The sequence below is a fragment of the Lutaonella thermophila genome (assembly GCF_055387725.1).
This window is the reverse complement of record NZ_AP043783.1, coordinates 1,511,442-1,530,843: the sequence shown is the minus strand read 5'-3', so window position 1 is coordinate 1,530,843 and position 19,402 is coordinate 1,511,442. Positions and strand designations below refer to the sequence as shown.

The 19,402-nt window shown below is 34.5% G+C and carries 16 protein-coding genes and 3 tRNA genes; 12 read left to right on the top strand and 7 right to left on the bottom strand.

Annotation, left to right across the window (positions count from 1 at the left end; genetic code table 11):
- Window positions 1-60 precede the first annotated feature (60 nt).
- From ACZ5CF_RS07240 to ACZ5CF_RS07220, 5 genes are all read left to right on the top strand, one after another.
- Window positions 61-729 (top strand): hypothetical protein, encoded by a 669-nt coding sequence (locus ACZ5CF_RS07240; protein WP_464578538.1) that lies wholly within the window; start codon window positions 61-63, stop codon window positions 727-729.
- 73 nt (window positions 730-802) lie between these two features.
- Window positions 803-1,507, top strand: a complete 705-nt coding sequence (locus ACZ5CF_RS07235; RefSeq protein WP_464578537.1) for a 16S rRNA (uracil(1498)-N(3))-methyltransferase — start codon at window positions 803-805, stop codon at window positions 1,505-1,507.
- A 2-nt stretch (window positions 1,508-1,509) separates the two neighbouring features.
- Window positions 1,510-2,151, top strand: coding sequence for a DUF4159 domain-containing protein (locus ACZ5CF_RS07230; protein ID WP_464578536.1), 642 nt, complete (start codon window positions 1,510-1,512; stop codon window positions 2,149-2,151).
- Between the two features lie 4 nt (window positions 2,152-2,155).
- Window positions 2,156-3,244 carry an AI-2E family transporter gene (locus ACZ5CF_RS07225; RefSeq protein WP_464578535.1) on the top strand — a complete coding sequence of 363 codons (1,089 nt, stop codon included), beginning with the start codon at window positions 2,156-2,158 and terminating at the stop codon, window positions 3,242-3,244.
- Window positions 3,245-3,251: 7 nt separating this feature from the next.
- Window positions 3,252-4,433: a THUMP-like domain-containing protein gene (locus ACZ5CF_RS07220; RefSeq protein WP_464578534.1), complete on the top strand. Its 1,182-nt coding sequence runs from the start codon at window positions 3,252-3,254 to the stop codon at window positions 4,431-4,433.
- On the opposite strand, the gene ACZ5CF_RS07215 is transcribed toward ACZ5CF_RS07220, so the two are convergent.
- The 5 genes from ACZ5CF_RS07215 to ACZ5CF_RS07195 form a co-directional block, all read right to left on the bottom strand.
- Window positions 4,430-5,140, bottom strand: a complete 711-nt coding sequence (locus ACZ5CF_RS07215; protein WP_464578533.1) for a M15 family metallopeptidase — start codon at window positions 5,138-5,140, stop codon at window positions 4,430-4,432. The genes ACZ5CF_RS07220 and ACZ5CF_RS07215 overlap by 4 nt on opposite strands.
- Window positions 5,141-5,257: 117 nt before the next feature.
- Window positions 5,258-5,331 (bottom strand) — tRNA-Arg (locus ACZ5CF_RS07210).
- A 5-nt stretch (window positions 5,332-5,336) separates the two neighbouring features.
- Window positions 5,337-5,411, bottom strand: a tRNA-Pro gene (locus ACZ5CF_RS07205).
- A gap of 8 nt (window positions 5,412-5,419) precedes the next feature.
- Window positions 5,420-5,503: transfer RNA gene (locus ACZ5CF_RS07200), tRNA-Ser, on the bottom strand.
- Between the two features lie 112 nt (window positions 5,504-5,615).
- On the bottom strand, window positions 5,616-7,664 hold the full coding sequence (locus ACZ5CF_RS07195; RefSeq protein WP_464578532.1) for an HD family phosphohydrolase: 2,049 nt from the start codon (window positions 7,662-7,664) through the stop codon (window positions 5,616-5,618).
- Between the two features lie 119 nt (window positions 7,665-7,783).
- Here ACZ5CF_RS07195 and ACZ5CF_RS07190 point away from each other — a divergent pair, with 119 nt between their 5' ends.
- Window positions 7,784-8,959: an acetyl-CoA C-acyltransferase gene (locus ACZ5CF_RS07190; RefSeq protein WP_464578531.1), complete on the top strand. Its 1,176-nt coding sequence runs from the start codon at window positions 7,784-7,786 to the stop codon at window positions 8,957-8,959.
- Between the two features lie 18 nt (window positions 8,960-8,977).
- On the top strand, window positions 8,978-9,730 hold the full coding sequence (locus ACZ5CF_RS07185) for a C40 family peptidase (protein WP_464578530.1): 753 nt from the start codon (window positions 8,978-8,980) through the stop codon (window positions 9,728-9,730).
- A 48-nt stretch (window positions 9,731-9,778) separates the two neighbouring features.
- On the opposite strand, the gene ACZ5CF_RS07180 is transcribed toward ACZ5CF_RS07185, so the two are convergent.
- Together ACZ5CF_RS07180 and gyrA are read right to left on the bottom strand one after the other, a co-directional pair.
- Window positions 9,779-11,041, bottom strand: coding sequence for a tetratricopeptide repeat protein (locus ACZ5CF_RS07180; protein ID WP_464578529.1), 1,263 nt, complete (start codon window positions 11,039-11,041; stop codon window positions 9,779-9,781).
- A 29-nt stretch (window positions 11,042-11,070) separates the two neighbouring features.
- Window positions 11,071-13,593, bottom strand: a complete 2,523-nt coding sequence (gyrA, locus tag ACZ5CF_RS07175) for a DNA gyrase subunit A (protein ID WP_464578528.1) — start codon at window positions 13,591-13,593, stop codon at window positions 11,071-11,073.
- A 262-nt stretch (window positions 13,594-13,855) separates the two neighbouring features.
- Between gyrA and ACZ5CF_RS07170 the strand changes: the two genes are divergently transcribed.
- The 5 genes from ACZ5CF_RS07170 to ACZ5CF_RS07150 all read left to right on the top strand — a co-directional run bounded on the left by ACZ5CF_RS07170 (window position 13,856) and on the right by ACZ5CF_RS07150 (window position 19,401).
- A complete protein-coding gene (locus ACZ5CF_RS07170) occupies window positions 13,856-16,402 on the top strand; it encodes an ATP-dependent Clp protease ATP-binding subunit (protein WP_464578527.1) in 2,547 nt (848 codons plus the stop codon).
- Between the two features lie 157 nt (window positions 16,403-16,559).
- Window positions 16,560-17,930, top strand: a complete 1,371-nt coding sequence (gene rimK / locus ACZ5CF_RS07165; protein WP_464578526.1) for a 30S ribosomal protein S6--L-glutamate ligase — start codon at window positions 16,560-16,562, stop codon at window positions 17,928-17,930.
- A 94-nt stretch (window positions 17,931-18,024) separates the two neighbouring features.
- The gene (locus tag ACZ5CF_RS07160; protein ID WP_464578525.1) at window positions 18,025-18,438 is read left to right on the top strand and encodes an STAS/SEC14 domain-containing protein; all 414 of its coding nucleotides are present in this window, start codon (window positions 18,025-18,027) and stop codon (window positions 18,436-18,438) included.
- A 361-nt stretch (window positions 18,439-18,799) separates the two neighbouring features.
- Window positions 18,800-18,943, top strand: a complete 144-nt coding sequence (locus tag ACZ5CF_RS07155) for a hypothetical protein (protein ID WP_464578524.1) — start codon at window positions 18,800-18,802, stop codon at window positions 18,941-18,943.
- A gap of 59 nt (window positions 18,944-19,002) precedes the next feature.
- A complete protein-coding gene (locus tag ACZ5CF_RS07150) occupies window positions 19,003-19,401 on the top strand; it encodes a hypothetical protein (RefSeq protein WP_464578523.1) in 399 nt (132 codons plus the stop codon).
- Window position 19,402 lies beyond the last annotated feature (1 nt).

Genomic DNA, 19,402 nt, shown 5'->3' with positions numbered 1-19,402 from the left:
ATTTTATTAACAGCATTACAATACTATTACTTGTATCTTTACATAAATAATTTAAAAAAAATGTTGGTTTTAGGTGTTAAAAAAAGCAAAGACCTGCTTTGTTTATTTGTTTTTGTTTTAGGAAACATTTTTTATTCCTATGCACAAGAACTGCCCAAAGCCAATACCTTAAAGAAAGACACTAAAATTCCGGCAGAAACTACTTTACCTTCCGGTTTTCCAAACACAAATACCGATAGAAAAAAACTAATAGATATATCCTTAGAGACTCCTAATGTTATACAATTTGTCCCCGATATTAAATATGGAGACAGAGGCAAAGAATTAGAAAAAAAGCTTAAAAGTAGAACGCACGAAAGCCAAGTGAATTTTGATTTTAGAGGAAATCAATTTTTAGGAGATATTAAAAGCAACGGTAAGTTTGTAAACATTTTGTGTAGAGATCACGAGTATGTAGACGGAGATATGATTCGGGTGTTGGTTAACGACAAGGTTGTTAAACCTCAAATAATGCTTCAAGGTAAGTTTTACAGTTTTAATGTGCCTTTAGAGCCCGGGTTTAATAAAATTGATTTCGAAGCGCTAAACCAAGGCACATCCGGCCCAAACACTGCAGAATTTCATGTTTTTGATGACCAAGGGAATTTAATTTCGTCTAAACGATGGTTACTTGCAACCGGCTATAAAGCAACCGTTGTGGTAGTTAAAGAAGCTACTTCTTCTAATTAGTCTTGTAAATAGAAATATTTAAGTAATTTTATTTTTGCAATAAGCTAAAAAACTAAAAACTCAAGGGTTAACTATGCAGCTCTTTTACCATCCTGAAATCAACTCAAATACTAAAACTTTTTTTCTAAGCAAAGAAGAAAGTAATCACTTGGTAAAAGTATTACGCAAAAATGTTGGCGATACTGTTTATGTAACAAATGGCGATGGTTGGTTGTTTACTACTGAAATTGTAGACAACAACCAAAAAAAGTGTATGTTGCAACTGCTAAAATCAGAGAAAAAGTATGAACGTAATTACTATCTTCATTTAGCGGTAGCACCTACAAAAATGAACGATCGGTTTGAGTGGTTTTTAGAGAAAGCTACCGAAATTGGTGTCGATGAAATTACTCCTATACTCTGTGATCATTCTGAACGAAAAGTGATTAAGCACGAACGGTTAGAAAAAGTTTTACTGTCTGCAATGAAACAATCATTACAGTGCAAACTACCAAAATTAAACCCATTAACTCCTTTTGCAGAGTTTGTTTCTGCACCACACAAAGGGCAATTATTTATAGCGCATTGCGAAGAATCTTATAAAACACCTTTAAAAAGAAAAGCTTTAGCAGATCATAAAATCACTATTTTAATTGGTCCTGAAGGTGATTTTTCTGAGCAAGAGATTGCTTTGGCTCAACAAAAAGGATTCCTTCCGGTTACCTTAGGCAACTCAAGATTAAGAACAGAAACAGCAGCCATAGTAGCATGCCACACCGTAGCTTTAATTAACCAATAACAATGAAAACAATTTTAAAAATTATACTTTTAGTTAGTGTTAGCACTATACATGCTCAAAAAATTGCTGTTTTAAAATATGGAGGTGGCGGAGATTGGTATGCAAATCCTACTGCATTGCCGAATTTAATTGCTTTTTGTAATAACAATATTAGCACTACCATAGAACCCAAACCCGAAACTGTTGCTGTAGGTGATGCTGCTATTTTTCAGTATCCATTTATTCACATGACCGGACACGGAAATGTATTTTTTTCTGATGAAGAAGCTAAAAATCTAAGGAATTATTTACTTTCCGGAGGTTTTTTACATATTGACGACAATTACGGTATGAGACCTTACTTAGAGGAAGCCCTAAAAAAAGTTTTTCCGAATAAAACATTAGAAGAGTTACCTGCAAGCCACCCAATATTTAATCAAAAGTTTACTTTTAATAATGGGCTGCCAAAAATACATGAGCACGACGGTAAACGTCCTCAAGCCTTCGGGATAACCCATAACGGCAGGTTATTGCTACTTTTTACTTACGAAAGTGATTTAGGAGATGGCTGGGAAAATCCGGAAATTCATAATGATCCCGAAGAGGTTAGGTTAAAAGCGTTGCAAATGGGAGCAAACATAATTCAATATGTATTTTTAAATTAGGAGCATGAATTCTAAAACAATAGCAAACGGAATATTACGAGCTTTTGCCATAATTGCCGGAATAGCACTTTTACTCTACTTTTTATATCAAATAAGAGCCGTATTAACCTACATTGCTATTGCAGTTGTTGTCTCTTTAATTGGCAGACCAATTGTGTTGTTTTTAAGAAGAAAGTTAAAATTTAAAAATACACCGGCAGTAATTACAACCATGGTAGTGATGGTAGCTATTTTAGCCGGAATTATTGCACTTTTTATACCGCTACTGATACAACAAGGAAAAAACCTCTCGTTGCTTAATGTTCAAGAAATGCAAGCCAATTTAGAGCATTTATACCAACAAATAGTAGCCTATTTTGAAAGCAAACAAATAAATTTAAACGAGACTTTACAAAATACCAATATATTCTCTTGGCTTAACCTTAATACAATTCCAAATTTTTTAAACTCACTGGTAGGTGCTCTTGGCAATTTTAGTGTAGGATTATTTTCTGTGATTTTTATTTCATTTTTCTTTTTAAAAGACAGTAAACTTTTTGAAGAAAGTATCTTAGTGTTTGTTCCGGATAATAAAGAAAAAAAGCTACAACAATCGTTTACAAAAATTAAAGATTTGTTGTCTAGATATTTTATCGGGTTACTATTTCAGATTTTAATTCTGTTTATTATTTACACCATTGTTTTACTAATTTTTGGAATTAACAATGCCGTTGTGATTGCATTTTTATGTGCCCTATTAAATTTAATACCATATGTGGGTCCGTTAGTGGGTGGTTTTTTAATGATAGTTTTAACCATGACCAGCAATTTAGGCAGTGATTTTAGCAGTGTTATTTTACCTAAAACAATCTATGTTTTTATAGGTTTTTTAATTGGTCAGTTAGTTGATAATTTCTTTAGTCAACCATTAATTTTTTCTAATAGCGTGCGATCACATCCGTTAGAAATTTTTCTGATAATAATTATTGGGGGATTACTGTTTGGTGTTGTCGGAATGATAGTAGCTGTGCCAAGTTATACCGTAATTAAAGTAATTTTAAAAGCTTTTTTAGCCGAAAACAAGATTGTGAAATCGCTCACAAAAAACTTATAGTAAAACTTTGAATAAAAACTTATTAAATACTGGTATTCAGGATTTTATACAAAAAAATATTAATGCTGACATTTCGTCAGTAGCGCTACAAAAATGGTCTTTTAACGGTGTTACAAAGCAAGAAGTTTTAGAACAATTAGAATCTAAACAAAAATGCAAAAATAAGCTGCCTACCTGGTTTAGTAAAAGTAATATTTACTACCCGCCTAAACTTTCTATAGAGCAAACATCGTCTGAAGCAACTGCACAATTTAAAGCAGCATTAGTACCTGGAAAAAGCTTGCTTGATGCCACCGGTGGTTTTGGTGTAGATAGTTATTATTTTTCAAACCAATTTAGCGAAGTAATTTATTGCGAAGCTAACTTACATTTAGCCGAAATAGCAGAGCATAATTTTAATGTTTTAGGTGTAAAAAATGTAAGTTGTATTAAGCAAAACAGTTTAGAATATTTAAAAAATACATCTGCAAATTTTGATGTTATTTACATAGACCCCTCAAGAAGAAGTAAAACTAAAAAGCGTGTTTTTTTATTAGAAGATTGCGAGCCGGATGTTTTAGCAAACACTACTATATTTTTAAAGAAAGCAACTAAAATAATTATAAAAACTGCTCCTTTATTAGATATTAAAGAAGGAATTAATAAACTTAAACATGTAGAAAGTGTTTATATTATTGCTTTAAAAAACGAAGTAAAAGAGTTGCTTTGGATACTTTCTAACAACACCCCGGAGCATATAACAATTCATGCTGTACAATTACAACAAAACGCTACACCCAAAACATTTGCGTTTACGCTGTTAAACGAAGCTCAATATACACCAGAATACAGCCAACCACAAACATATTTATATGAGCCCAATGCAGCAATTTTAAAAGCCGGAGCTTTTAACAGTATCGCCATATCCTACAAATTAAATAAACTACATAAACATTCACACTTATACACAAGCAACATAATACTAACAGATTTTCCGGGAAGAATTTTTAAAATATTAGATGTGCTTGAGTATAAAAAAAAGAACTTAAAACAACTGCCAAAGCAAGCCAATATTACCACAAGGAACTTCCCTGAACGAGCAGATGTACTTAAAAAAAAGCTTAAAATTAAAGATGGTGGTAGCAATTATCTGTTTTTTACTACCAATGCAAACAACCAGAAAATAATCATTATTTGTCAAAAAGCTTAATCAGCACATTCCCACTTAAAATCGGCAACACTATAGTTAGAAGCTGCATGTAAGTTATAATGCCACCACTCTGTTCTGATGCTCCAAAAACCATGCTTTTCCATTGTAGTTTTTAGCAACTTCCTATTGGCTAACACCTCTTTCGGTAAGTTTTTGTAGTCATGGTGAGCCAGAGGTCCAAAATAATCAAAATCAGTTCCCATAGGCAACTCATCTCCTTTTTCATCAACTAAAGTAATATCTACAGCGCCTCCTTTATTATGAATTGATCCTTTAGCAGGGTTTGCAACATATTGCGGATTTGGCACAATCTCCCACATTTTCCATTGTACGCTATTGGGCCTGTAACAATCAAAAAACTTAATTTTTAGTCCTTTATCAGCAAAATCTTTAGCTGCATTAAGCAGTGCTTTAGCAGTAGCTACCCTCACATAACATTCCGGACAATCGTACACTTTGGTTTTTAAAAAATTATTGGTTGTTGCATAACGTAAATCGTATACAAAAGCATCACTATAATCTGAAAGTTTTACAAACAATGTATCTGGAAGCGAATATAAATCTAAGCTCTTACTCTTTTTATTAGCTGCAGAATCGCTCTTAACCTCATTAATTTGTAGTGTGTTTGTGTTTTTTGTTTTTTTTGAATTAGACTGTTTACAAGAAAGCAACAACGCGCCTATTAAAAATATTACAAGTAATCTCATACATTAAAAATACAAAAACAGAAGGTTTTTTAAATTTTAAAGGAAGCTTTTAGCTGATAATGAAAGTAAACTTGTGTATACAAACAAAAAAACCTCAGCAAATGCTGAGGTTTTCTGTGATTGCGGCAGGATTCGAACCTGCGACCGTCTGCTTAGAAGGCAGATGCTCTATCCAGCTGAGCTACGCAACCATTTGTCGGGGTGGCAGGATTCGAACCTGCGACCTCTTGGTCCCAAACCAAGCGCGATAACCGGGCTACGCTACACCCCGTAAAACAGCGGAGAGACCGGGATTCGAACCCGGGCAACGCTTACGCGTTGACAGATTAGCAATCTGCTCCATTACCACTCTGGCACCTCTCCTATTTTGTTATTAGAACGTACAGTTTTTATTTGCGGATGCAAATGTAGTAGTTCAACTTAAAGAACGCAACTATTTTTTTAATTTTTTTATCCTAAAAACCTATACTTTCTGTTATTCAGGATATTCTACTCGCAAATGATAGATATTGGTAAGTTTCTTTTTTAATACCTTTTTTATGGCTTGTATTTCTTTAAAAGTAATATTAGCATTCAGAAACTGTCCGTCATTAATTTGATTGTCTATAATATTCTCAACAAATTCATCAATTACAGGATACGTTGGATTTTTTAGGCTTTTAGATGCGGCTTCTACTGCATCACACATCATTAAAATTGCAGTTTCTTTAGAAAAAGGTATAGGCCCGGGATATCTGAAGTTTTCTATATTAACATCACTTTTGTTTGCCTCTTCTTTTTTGTAAAAATAGTATACTACAGATGTGCCATGATGTGTTCTTATAAAATCTATAACCCTATCAGGAATCTTGTTTTTTCGTGCAATTTCTATTCCTTCTATTACATGGTTAATTATAATTTTGGCACTCTCTGAAGGGTCTAGCTCATCATGCGGATTAATATTAGTTGCTTGGTTTTCTGTAAAATATCGAGCGTTTTTCATCTTACCAATATCATGGTAAAGTGCTCCTACTCTAACTAACATTGCATTGGCTCCAACCTCATTTGCTGCTGCTTCGGCTAAATTGGCTACTTGTAAAGAGTGATGAAACGTTCCCGGAGCTTTATTTGCTAATTCTTTTAATAGTTTAGAGTTGGTATCTGATAATTCTAAAAGGGAAACATCAGAAACTAATCCAAATATTTTTTCATAAATGTAAATAAGAGGTTGTGCAAATAGTGTTGCTAATCCGTTTAAAATAAAATATCCGAAAACAATCCACTCAATATTTTTAAATGTTCCCTCCTGAATTACATGAAACGCAAAATAAGAAACAATGTAAATAAAGGTAATTTGCCCTACCGATATAAATAGATTAGCTCTTTTATAAAGCTCAGAAACCGTTAATATAGTTACGATACCTGCTATAATCTGCAAGAAAATAAACTCAAAACTATTTGGTACTACAAACCCTAAAATGAGCACGGTAAGTACATGAGCAAACAATCCTAATCTGGCATCAAAAAATGCTTTTAAGATTAAGGGTAAAATACAGAGTGGTACTACAAAAACATAATTAGCGTTAAACTTAACAATTTGTGTAGTTAAAAACACCATTAGCATGATGTTTACGAATATAAATGTTACTTTGGTGTTGTGCTCAAAAATCTTAGGACGATACTTTTTTAAAAACAAAAACAACATTATTAATGCCAATGCCACCAGTAGCGTGTAACCAATTAAAATAACGGTGTAATTGGTGTCGCTCCAAAGCTCAGACTCAAATTCTTCTTTTAGAGAAACCAGCATTTGATAGCGTTCACCTTCTACTACTTCTCCTTTGGCGATTATGAGTTTTCCGGCATCTACATTTCCTCTAATGGTAGAAATCGTAGCTAACTCTTCGTCTAACTCTTGTTGAGTAAGCGTATCATCGTAAACTACATTAGGTTTTAAAAGTTGAAAAAATATATTAAAAAACGGCTGTTTGTATGATGTTAAATTATAAGCAGACAACACCTCCTGAAGCACCTTTTCTAACTTGCTCATAGTAAAAAATTCTTCAACCGGCACTAAAACAGCTTCATTACCTTTAAGCAAATAAACATGTGTTTGGTTGTTAAAACCCGAAGCATCTGCAAGCATTCCATACTTGTAAACGGTATTAATTATTTCTTGGCCGGCAGTAAAAAGGCGTTGTTGTTCAATTCCGGTTAATTCAGAAGCAGAAAAAACAGATTCAAATTGGTTTTCATAATTTTGTTGAACCTTTGTAACAACCTCTTTTTGATACGTATAGTAGGGTATTAAATTGTTTTTAATATTAATTTTTTCTTGAGCTATCTCTTCTTCAGATTTCTTAATAGCAAAGTCAAAAGGAGCGTAAAAATTTTCATATTGCCATGGTTTTCCTTTCTGAAATTCGTACTTAAACTTACCTCCCTTAGGAAATAAGTAAACAATTAAAAATATTGAGGCAACGTACAGAAATACTTTGTAAATAAACGACTGGTTACGGTAAACTTTATCGAGTGTTTTTTGCATTGTTTAAAATTAACCTTCTCAAAAATAGAAAAAATAGCCGGGTAGCTACTACATAGCTCTTGTTGTTTTATGAATATCACTATAAAATACCTAAATTCGCAAACAGAAAATTTTATAAAATGAGTAAAGAAGTAGTTATTGTATCTGCAGCAAGAACCCCCATAGGTAGCTTTATGGGAGCGCTTTCTACGATACCTGCTCCAAAATTAGGCGCTGTTGCCATTAAAGGAGCTTTACAAAAAATTGGTTTAGATCCTAAAAATGTAGATGAGGTTTTAATGGGTAATGTGGTGCAAGCCGGAGAAGGACAAGCACCAGCAAGACAAGCTGCAATTTATGCCGGTATTCCAGATACTGTACCTTGTACTACAGTAAATAAAGTATGTGCTTCTGGTATGAAAGCTATTATGCAAGGAGCACAAGCCATTGCTCTTGGCGATGCAGATGTTGTAGTTGCCGGAGGAATGGAAAATATGAGTCTTATTCCGCATTACACTTATATGCGCCGTGGTCTTAAATTTGGCCCAACCACTTTAGAAGATGGAATGCAAAAAGACGGCTTAGTTGATGCATACGATAAAAACGCAATGGGTGTGTGCGCCGATTTATGTGCTGTTGAGCATGATTTTTCTAGAGAAGACCAAGATGCTTTTGCAATACAATCCTACAAACGTTCTGCAGCAGCTTGGGAGGCTGGAAAATTTAATGACGAGGTTGTACCGGTTGAAGTGCCTCAACGTAAAGGTGATCCGGTTGTAGTTTCTGAAGACGAAGAATACAAAAATGTAATTCTGGAGAAAATACCAAATCTTCGTCCCGCATTTACAAAAGACGGTACTGTAACAGCAGCAAATGCATCTACTATTAATGATGGAGCAGCTGCCGTTGTTTTAATGAGCAAAGAAAAAGCGCAAGAATTAGGCTTAACACCACTGGCAACTATAAAAAGTTATGCAGATGCTGCCCAAGAACCAAAATGGTTTACTACCGCACCCGCAAAGGCACTACCTAAGGCTTTAGACAAAGCAGGGTTAAGCATTAACGATATTGATTACTTTGAGTTTAACGAAGCTTTCTCTGTTGTTGGATTAGCTAACATGAAAATTTTAGGCTTAGACAGCAGTAAAGTTAATGTTAACGGTGGCGCTGTTTCTTTAGGTCATCCGCTAGGATGTTCTGGTGCCAGAATTGTAGTAACACTTTTAAATGTATTAAAACAAAATAATGCCAAATTTGGTGCTGCTGCTATTTGTAACGGTGGTGGTGGTGCTTCGGCTATTGTATTAGAACGCTAGTAAGTTTCTATAATTTTCATGCAATACGGAATTTGTAATTTAAGTATTGTACCGGTTAGGGTGGCTGCAGACCATGCCACCCAACTGGTCACGCAACTTCTTTACGGTGAACACTTTAAAGTTTTAGAAAAAAGAAAACACTGGAGTAAAGTTCGTATTGCTTTTGATAATTGTGAGGGTTGGATTAGTAATAGCCAATATAAAGAAATTGATGAAGATAGCTATAATACAATTAATACTGCTTCTAAACAACTTACCACCAATTTAGTAGATTATATTTCTGATGAAAACAATAGGCTAATGCCTATACCAATGGGCAGTGTAATTAGTAATACTGATTTGCTACAACATACCTTTGAAGGCGAAAGCACTTCAGATAAAAAATCAAGACAAGATTTAATTAGCTCTGCACTACTTTTAGTTAATACACCCTACTTGCTTGGAGGTAAAACTCCTTTCGGAATAGATGCTTCAGGTTTTACCCAATTGGTTTATAGCTTAAGTGGCTATGGCTTACTACGCCAAGCAAATGAACAAGCAACACAAGGAGAAGTTTTAAGTTTTATTGAAGAAAGTGAGCCCGGCGACTTAGCCTTTTTTGATGATGCCGAAGGCAACATTGTTCATGTTGGTATTATTATGGCAGACAATTATGTGATTCATTGTCAAGAAAAAGTTAGGATAGATAGAATAGACCATACAGGCATTTTTAATGTAGATACCAAACTATACTCACATAAACTAAGAGTAATTAAAAAAATAATCCCATAAAAAAAGGCGCTTTTAAAAGCGCCTTTTTTTAAACTATATACTTTTTTATTATTGCTCTAAAAGAGCCTTTATTCTTTTATAATTTTCGGTATCACCAAGTGCACCATATATGTTTTTAAGCTGCTCTAACATGCTAGTGTTGTTAGGATTGTTTTCTAATCCTTGTTCTAACACTTCGGCTGCACTTTTAAATAAACTATCTTTTTTAGCCTTTAACTCATCGTACTTTTTAATATCATCTCTGCTGGTTCCTAATGAGTTCATTTGGTCTATTAACGAGTTTCCTTCGTTAACGTACGATGTAGATAAGTTTAAAATTGCATTTACATATTCAGGATTTAATTCTATAGCTTTTCTGTAGGCTGTCCTGGACTCTTCATAATTCCCCTGTTCCATATTAATTACACCTATATTGTAATGTAAATCTGGGTTATCTGGAGCCATTTCTACTGCCTCTTGCATCAACTCTTTAAACTTGTCTTTATCTCCAAGCTTAAAATATAAGTTTGCTTGATTTAAAATTAAGTTTACATCGTCAGGGTAAGCTGCTCTTGCTTCATCAAAAGCTGCTTTAGCTTTTTCATCTTGACCAAGTTGTTGGTAAATAAAAGCAATGTTTTTAATGATTTCTGCTTTTTTAGACGGAGATTTTTCGTCTTTAGGATCTTTATAGCTTCCAGACTTAACCATTAAATCACGCTGTAATTTTGGCATTGCTTCACGCTCGCCGGTTTCTACATTAACAGCAGTATAAGTAGTCTCACTACCATCATATCCTAAATCTTTAAGCTCTGTGTAATACTTTAATGCAGACTCATAATCACCTCCATTTACAGCACTTGCAGCTGCATAGTATAAGTACATAGTATCTTTTTTGCTTAAAGTATAGCTTAAATAAAGTTTCTTAGCAGCAGCGTCAAACTTTTTTTGCTTGTTATCATCTACAGCAGAGTTTACTAAATCTGCAGTCATAGCCTGAAGCGCTTCTTTAGCATCGTCTGTGTAACGCTTTTTTGTGTTGGCTTCAAACTCTATTAGCTTTTTGTATGATGAGATTGCTTGATCAAAAGCAGTTTCATCTCCACTTTTTGCTGCAATGTCTTGGTATACTTTACCGGTTAAAAAATAGTACTGTGCTTTGTACTTATCGTCTGCACTTTCTATAGAAGACGAAATGCTCTCTAATGCTGCTTTAGCTTCAGATGATTTACCAGATTTTAACGCCTTCTCTGCAACCTTTAATTCACTTTTTTGTGCAAATGTTGCTACTGAAATTAACATAGCCGTAGCTACAACTAAAACTCTTTTCATTTTCTTTTTTTCTGTTTGTTTTTGCAAATTTAATTATTTGATTCGACACTATCATTATCAAGAGCTGTGCCAGGATCGTTTACTTCTATCTCATTTATATCTTTTACATCATCTTCATTACGCATTACCTTAGCTACAGCAGCTATAGAATCATCATCTTTTAAATTGATTAACTTAACTCCTTGAGTGGCTCTACCCATTACTCGTAAATCTTCTACAGACATTCTAATGGTTAAACCAGATTTGTTAATAATCATTAAATCGTCTGAGTCTGATACGTTTTTAATTGCCACTAACTCTCCGGTTTTATCGGTTATAGAGATAGTTTTAACGCCTTTACCACCTCGGTTTGTAATTCTGTAATCATCTAATTTTGAACGCTTTCCGTATCCGTTTTCAGAAACCACTAAAATATCATCCTCAAAATTATTTACAGAAACCATGCCTATAACTTCATCGTTTTCATGCGCCAGGGTTATACCTCTAACTCCTGATGCGTTCCTGCCCATAGGTCTGGTTTTACTTTCTTCAAACCTAATGGCTTTTCCTGATTTTACAGCCAATAAAATCTGACTGTTACCGGTAGTTAGTTTAGCTTCTAAAAGCTCATCGCCATCTTTAATTGTAATGGCATTTATACCATTTTGGCGCGGACGTGAATACTGCTCTAACGGAGTTTTCTTAACAGTACCCTTTTTAGTTGCCATTATTACATAGTGGCTGTTTATGTACTCTTGGTCTTTAAGGTCTTGTGTGCAAATAAATGCCTTAACCTTATCGTCCGGTTCAATATTTATAAGGTTTTGTATGGCTCGCCCTTTAGATGTTTTGCTTCCTTCAGGGATTTCAAAAACACGCATCCAGAAACATTTTCCTTTTTGCGTGAAGAAAAGCATATATTGGTGGTTTGTTCCCACAAACAAATGCTCAAGGAAATCTTCGTTTCTGGTAGAAGAGCCTTTTTGCCCAACTCCTCCTCTATTTTGAGTTTTGTACTCTGTAAGTGGTGTTCTTTTAATGTAACCAGCATGAGAAATGGTAATTACCACCTGCTCATCCGGAATCATATCTTCAATGCTTAAATCGCCTCCGGCATACTCTATAGCAGAGCGTCTTTCATCACCATACTTATCTTTAATTTCAAGAAGCTCTTGCTTTATAATTTCCATTCTACGCTCTTTACGAGCTAAGATATCTTTTAAGTCTTCTATGGTTTTAATTAACTCTTCGTATTCTGCTCTTAATTTATCTTGCTCTAAGCCGGTTAACTGGCGTAAGCGCATTTCTACAATGGCTTTCGCCTGAATTTCTGTCAGCTCAAAGCGCGTAACTAGTTTTTGACGAGCTTCGTCTGCATTAGATGATGATCTGATTAAGGCAATTACTTCGTCTATATTATCTGAAGCAATTATTAATCCTTCTAAAATATGGGCTCTTTCTTCGGCCTTTCTTAACTCATACTTTGTACGTCTTACAACCACATCATGACGGTGGTCTACAAAGTGATGAATCATATCTTTAAGGTTAAGAAGCTGAGGCCTACCATTAACAAGCGCAATATTATTCACGCTAAATGAAGATTGTAAAGCAGTATATTTATATAAAGTATTAAGTACAATGTTTGGTATAGCATCGCGCTTAAGCACATATACAATGCGCATTCCGTTACGATCTGATTCGTCTCTGATGGTAGCAATTCCGTCAATTTTCTTATCGTTAATTAAGTCGGCAGTCTTTTTAATCATGTCTGCCTTGTTAACTTGATACGGAATTTCTGTTACCACAATGCACTCTCTACCCTGAACTTCTTCGAAGGTAGCTTTACCTCTTATTACAATTCTTCCTCTACCGGTTTTAAATGCTTCTCTAACTCCGTCATAACCATAAATTATACCTCCGGTAGGGAAATCTGGAGCCTTAACGTGCTCCATCAATTCGTCTATTTCTATATCGTGGTTATCTATATAAGCAACAATACCATCTATTACTTCAGATAGGTTGTGGGGTGGCATATTTGTTGCCATACCAACAGCAATACCAGAAGCTCCGTTAACTAATAAATTAGGTACACGGGTTGGCAGTACTGTAGGTTCTTGAAGAGAGTCGTCAAAATTTAACTGATGGTCTACCGTTTCCTTCTCAATGTCGGCCAGCATATCTTCAGATATTTTACGCATTCTGGCCTCGGTATAACGCATTGCTGCCGGGCTGTCTCCATCTACAGAGCCAAAGTTTCCTTGCCCGTCTACTAACATATAGCGAAGGCTCCATTCTTGAGCCATACGTACCATAGTATCATATACAGAAGTGTCTCCGTGCGGATGGTATTTACCCAACACTTCACCTACTATTCTTGCTGACTTTTTGTAGGGTCTGTTGCTTAAAACCCCAAGTTCGTACATACCATATAAAACTCTTCTGTGAACCGGTTTTAAACCATCTCTCACATCGGGTAATGCACGTGACACAATGACCGACATTGAATAATCAATGTAGGCCGATTTCATTTCATCTTCAATGTTAATAGGAATAAGTTTTTCTCCTTCTGCCATACGAATCTTTTTTAAAAAAAGTTTTGTTTACAAATCGAGCCAATATACGCATTTTATCAGCTTTTAAAAGCTATTTTAACTCAAAAATTTAACCATTTTATCAACATATTTTATTTGCTTTTTCGTTAATAAATAGAATGTTAATTTTTTTGAAAATGACGTTTTTTTTTGTCTATTAGCTACAGTTAGTCGAATTCGGGTATGGTTTTTGTCTAACTAGTTGTAGTTTTAGTATTTTTAATAGCAGAAAGGAGTATTATTTATGGATGATAATTTTTCACCAAGAGTAAAAGACGTTATAGCCTACAGTAAAGAAGAAGCTTTACGACTGGGCCACGACTTTATTGGCACCGAACATTTAATGCTTGGCCTGCTAAGAGATGGTAATGGTAAAGCCATTAACATTTTAAATGCTCTGGATGTAGATTTAGACACTTTACGTAGAAAAGTTGAAATATTAAGCCCGGCAAACCCTAATGTTGGCGCTATTGCAAACACAAAAAAGAACCTACATTTAACCAGACAAGCAGAACGAGCCCTTAAAACAACTTTTTTAGAAGCTAAGCTTTTTCAAAGCTCTTCTATTAATACAGCGCATTTATTGCTTTGTATTTTAAGAAATGAAAACGACCCCACAACCAAATTACTTAACAAACTTAAAGTAGATTACGACGCTGTGAAGGAACAATTTAAATCTATGATAACTAACGAAGACGACTTTATAGAACCTCCAACTGCAGAATCATTCTCAGATGATCCTGATACAGGAGACGAAAGTCGTGAAAACCCCTTTGGTAGCTCTAGCAGCAAACCTGCCAGAAAATCTAAAACTCCGGTTTTAGACAATTTTGGTAGAGATTTAACTCAACTAGCCGAAGAAGGAAAGTTAGATCCCGTAGTAGGTAGAGAAAAAGAAATTGAGCGTGTTTCTCAAATATTAAGCCGTAGAAAGAAAAACAACCCGTTATTAATTGGTGAACCAGGTGTGGGTAAAAGCGCTATTGCTGAAGGTTTAGCACTTAGAATTGTAAAGAAAAAAGTTTCTAGAATTCTTTACGGTAAGCGTGTTGTAACTTTAGATTTAGCTTCTTTAGTAGCAGGCACAAAATATAGAGGTCAGTTTGAAGAGCGCATGAAAGCCGTAATGAACGAGCTCGAAAAAAATGACGATATTATTTTATTCATAGACGAGATTCACACTATTGTTGGTGCCGGTGGTGCTACCGGAAGTTTAGACGCCTCTAACATGTTTAAACCGGCCTTAGCACGTGGCGAAATACAATGTATTGGCGCAACAACATTAGATGAGTACAGACAGTATATTGAAAAAGACGGTGCTTTAGAGCGTAGATTTCAAAAAGTAATGGTAGAACCTACTACCATAGAAGAAACAATAGAGATATTACATAACATAAAAGAAAAGTACGAAGAGCACCACAATGTAGATTACACAGACCAAGCTATTGAAGCCTGTGTAAAACTAACAAACCGTTATATTACCGATAGATTTTTGCCTGATAAAGCGATAGATGCTTTAGACGAAGCAGGTTCTAGAGTGCACATTACCAATATGGAAGTGCCAAAACAAATTTTAGAACTAGAAAAACAATTAGAAGAAGTTAGAGAGCTAAAAAATTCGGTAGTTAAAAAGCAAAAGTACGAAGAGGCTGCTAAGCTAAGAGACGATGAAAAACGAATTGAAAAAGATTTAGCTACAGCACAAGAAAAATGGGAAGAAGAAAGTAAGCTCCATAGAGAAATTGTTTCTGAAGAGAATGTTGCAGAAGTAGTTTCTATGATGAGCGGTATTCCAGTTACCAAAATAGCACAAACAGAAAGTAATAAACTGGCAAATCTACCGGATTTAATTAAAGGTAAAGTTATTGGTCAGGATGAAGCAGTAGAAAAAGTTTCTAAAGCCATTCAACGTAACCGTGCCGGTTTAAAAGATCCTAATAAACCCATTGGCTCATTCATTTTCTTAGGGCAAACCGGCGTTGGAAAAACGCAATTAGCTAAAGTATTAGCTAGAGAGCTGTTTGACTCAGAAGATGCTTTGGTTAGAATAGATATGAGTGAATACATGGAGAAGTTTGCTGTTTCCAGATTAATAGGAGCTCCTCCGGGCTATGTTGGTTACGAAGAAGGCGGACAGCTAACAGAAAAAGTTAGAAGAAAACCTTATGCCGTTATATTGCTTGATGAAGTAGAAAAAGCCCATCCTGATGTGTTTAACATGTTACTTCAGGTGTTAGATGATGGTTATTTAACCGATAGCCTTGGTAGAAAAATAGACTTTAGGAATACCATTATAATAATGACATCTAATATTGGTGCAAGACAACTTAAAGACTTTGGCCAAGGAGTTGGTTTTGGTACAGCTGCTAAAAAAGCACAAGCAGCAGATCACCAAAAAAGCGTTATAGAAAATGCACTTAAAAAAGCTTTTGCTCCAGAGTTTTTAAACCGTATTGATGATGTGATTGTGTTTAATCCTTTAGAGCGAGAACATATTCATAAAATTATTGACATTGAGTTAGAAAAGTTATTTGCTCGCATTAAAGACATAGGCTATAACTTAACACTTAGTGATAAAGCTAAAGATTACATAGCCGAAAAAGGATTTGATAAACAATATGGTGCTCGTCCGCTTAAAAGAGCAATCCAAAAATACATTGAAGATGCATTAGCTGAAGAAATTGTAAATGCAAAACTTGAAGAAGGCGATAGTATTTTTATGGATTTAGATGAAAAAGCCGATGAGCTTACAATAGATATCCAAAAAGCCGGTAAAAAAACCGAATCGTAAATACTAACATTTAGTTTAAAAAGGGCGATTTAAAATCGCCCTTTTTTATTTAGTAAAATTTAAACTTTAAAAAACTTGCTAATTTTTTTATTCTAAATTAACATACAAACCTAATTGTTTTCTACTTTCGTGGTGCAATTAAGAATTTTATAGTTTCATGCTTCAAAACAAAATAATTGTTGGAAGTGAAGAATGGGTTTCGTTACCCGAATTACACATTCCTGCCATAAAAGTTCGAGTAGATAGCGGTGCTAAAACCTCTGCGCTACATGCTGTAAACATTCAGCCTTTTCAAAAAAACAATGAAACTTGGGTTAGTTTTGATGTGTACCCAATTCAGAATAACGGGAAAAAAGCAATCAGATGCGAAGCCCCCGTTATAGATAAACGAATTATAAAAAGCTCTACCGGAAACAAGGAAAACAGATACATAATAAAAACTACTCTTAAACTAAATGAGCTTACCACAGATATAGAAATCTCATTAACCAATAGAGATTCTATGGGGTACAGAATGCTTTTGGGTAGAGAGGCAATGGTAGGGAAAATGCTGGTAGACCCCGAAAGTAGTTTTTTACAAGGTAGTTTTTCTGACGAAGAAATAGACAGTAAATACAAATTAAAACCTACCAAAAAACAAGGGTTAAAAATTGGTGTTTTAGCCAGTAATCCGGAATTATATAGTAATAAAAGAATTATAGAAGCCGGAGAACGTTTAGGACACGATATGCACTTTTTTAATATAAAACAGTGCTACATGAAGTTAGATGCCGTAACTCCAGAAATACATTACAGAGGCGGCAAAATTCTTAACGATTTAGATGCCGTAATACCCAGAATTAGACCAAGCATGACGTTTTATGGCTGTGCCCTTACACGTTTGTTTGAATCGTTAAATGTATACTGTTTAAATAATGCGCAAGCCATCGGGCAATCTAGAGACAAGCTTTTTTCATTACAGTTGCTTTTAAACCACGGTATTAAAATACCAACAACCGGTTTTGCTAATTCTCCACTAGACACCAATGATTTAATAAAAATGGTTGGTGGCTCTCCTTTAATAGTAAAACTATTAGAAGGAACACAAGGTAAAGGTGTTGTTTTAGCAGAAACCAAAAAAGCAGCAGAGAGTGTTATAAATGCTTTTAAAAGCTTAAATGCCAACATTTTGGTTCAAGAATTTATTAAAGAAGCCAACGGTAAAGACATTAGGTGTTTTGTAATAAATGGTAAAGTAGTAGCTGCAATGCAACGGCAAGCGCCTCCGGGAGAGTTTAGAGCAAATATACATTTAGGTGGTACAGCATCTGTAATTAAAATAACCAAAGAAGAGCGTAAAGTTGCCGTCATGGCAGCCAAAGCAATGGGTTTGCAAGTTGCCGGTGTAGATATTATCAGATCAGATAAAGGTCCGCTTTTACTCGAAGTAAACTCCTCTCCTGGGTTAGAAGGAATTGAACGTGCTACACAAAAAGACATTGCAGAGCTTATGATTAAAGCCATTGAGAAAAAATTAAATTGGTCTTAATTATTGTTAAAAAAGGTATTGCAAACTATAAAACTGCCGTTAATCTAATTTTTTTCAGCAAGGTAGCTTTTAGTAGTATTTTTAATTTACGTTAATGAACACTATTAAAATGATGCAAGTTGCTGCTTCACATGGTAATGGAGTAGTAAAAACCTATACGCTTGATATTGGCAAAGTAACTGTTTATGATAACTACATGGTTGCCATTTTAAACGAAGGTATTACGCTAACTCTAGAACGTGCTTTTGAGCTCGTAGGCATATCTGAAATCCACTTTAGATATAGACCATTTGTGTACATTACTATTAGAAAAAATTCGTACGCTGTAGATCCCACTTTATATACTCAAATATTTTTATTAGAAAATTTAAAAGGCATTGCCATTGTCTCAGATAAAGAAGTAGATGCCCACAATATTATTATTGAAAAACACTTTTTTAAAAAGCCAATGACACTTCATAAAACTTTACATGAAGCAGTGTCTTGGGCACAAAGCCTCTTAAACTAACCTACATTCTTTTTACATTCACAACACTTTATTGCTTGTTCACATCATTTATTTTTTAACCAACATACTAAATGGTATTTTGTATTTAGTTAAACAAAAACACTATAATACCCTTTTAAACTATGGTAGCAAAATATGAATTTGATTTCGGTACAATGTTTATTTTTGAACACTTTGCCATGGGTATTATGAATGAAGGCGTAGCGCTTCGTAAAGAAGAAAATCAAAACTATTAGAAGTTTCAAGAAAACATTTTAGCGATAGACCCTATGGTTATATTTCGTACAGAATTCATTCATATTCTGTAGATCCTCATGTTTACATAGATACAGCACAAGAAACTAATCTTGTAGCTATTGCTGTGGTTTCAGAAAATCTACTTAATAAGTTAAGTTTAGAAGTAGAAAAACTTTTTTGGGAGCGAGAGTTTGAACATTTTATTGATGTAGAAGACGCACAACTTTGGATAGAAGAAAAAGTTAAATTATTGAGTAAAAGCGCATAACGTTTTAAAGATTGCTTTAAAATTATTAAATTTGCGCCCTTAAATTAATGCCCCAAAGTATGAATGCGTTACACGAACATGAATTGCCTTTTGGAACGCTCTACTTTTTTGAGCATTTTGCAATTGGCGTAATGAACGAAGGAATTACTCTTGGCGAAGAAGAAAACAATACACTTTTAGACCTTTGCCGAGAACATTTTGCAGGAAAACCTTATGGTTACATTTCGTACAGAATTAATTCGTATTCTGTAAATCCAACAATTTATAATGCTTTCTCTGAAGAAGACAGACGAACTTTTATTGCTTTTGCAGTAGTATCTAAAAATCCTTTAAATGAACTTACCGCAAAAACAGAAAAGCTGTTCTTTAAAAACTTTTTTAAACAATTTAATACAATAGAAGAAGCAGAAGCTTGGGTTTCAGAAAAAGTAATTACTGCTAAAAGCCAATCGGCTTAGT

Coding starts and splice junctions, on each gene's coding strand:
- ACZ5CF_RS07240 (WP_464578538.1), top strand. CDS start 61: ATGTTGGTTTTAGGTGTTAAAAAAAGCAAAGACCTGCTTTGTTTATTT.
- ACZ5CF_RS07235 (WP_464578537.1), top strand. CDS start 803: ATGCAGCTCTTTTACCATCCTGAAATCAACTCAAATACTAAAACTTTT.
- ACZ5CF_RS07230 (WP_464578536.1), top strand. CDS start 1,510: ATGAAAACAATTTTAAAAATTATACTTTTAGTTAGTGTTAGCACTATA.
- ACZ5CF_RS07225 (WP_464578535.1), top strand. CDS start 2,156: ATGAATTCTAAAACAATAGCAAACGGAATATTACGAGCTTTTGCCATA.
- ACZ5CF_RS07215 (WP_464578533.1), bottom strand. CDS start 5,140: ATGAGATTACTTGTAATATTTTTAATAGGCGCGTTGTTGCTTTCTTGT.
- ACZ5CF_RS07195 (WP_464578532.1), bottom strand. CDS start 7,664: ATGCAAAAAACACTCGATAAAGTTTACCGTAACCAGTCGTTTATTTAC.
- ACZ5CF_RS07190 (WP_464578531.1), top strand. CDS start 7,784: ATGAGTAAAGAAGTAGTTATTGTATCTGCAGCAAGAACCCCCATAGGT.
- ACZ5CF_RS07185 (WP_464578530.1), top strand. CDS start 8,978: ATGCAATACGGAATTTGTAATTTAAGTATTGTACCGGTTAGGGTGGCT.
- ACZ5CF_RS07180 (WP_464578529.1), bottom strand. CDS start 11,041: ATGAAAAGAGTTTTAGTTGTAGCTACGGCTATGTTAATTTCAGTAGCA.
- gyrA (WP_464578528.1), bottom strand. CDS start 13,593: ATGGCAGAAGGAGAAAAACTTATTCCTATTAACATTGAAGATGAAATG.
- ACZ5CF_RS07170 (WP_464578527.1), top strand. CDS start 13,856: ATGGATGATAATTTTTCACCAAGAGTAAAAGACGTTATAGCCTACAGT.
- rimK (WP_464578526.1), top strand. CDS start 16,560: ATGCTTCAAAACAAAATAATTGTTGGAAGTGAAGAATGGGTTTCGTTA.
- ACZ5CF_RS07160 (WP_464578525.1), top strand. CDS start 18,025: ATGAACACTATTAAAATGATGCAAGTTGCTGCTTCACATGGTAATGGA.
- ACZ5CF_RS07150 (WP_464578523.1), top strand. CDS start 19,003: ATGAATGCGTTACACGAACATGAATTGCCTTTTGGAACGCTCTACTTT.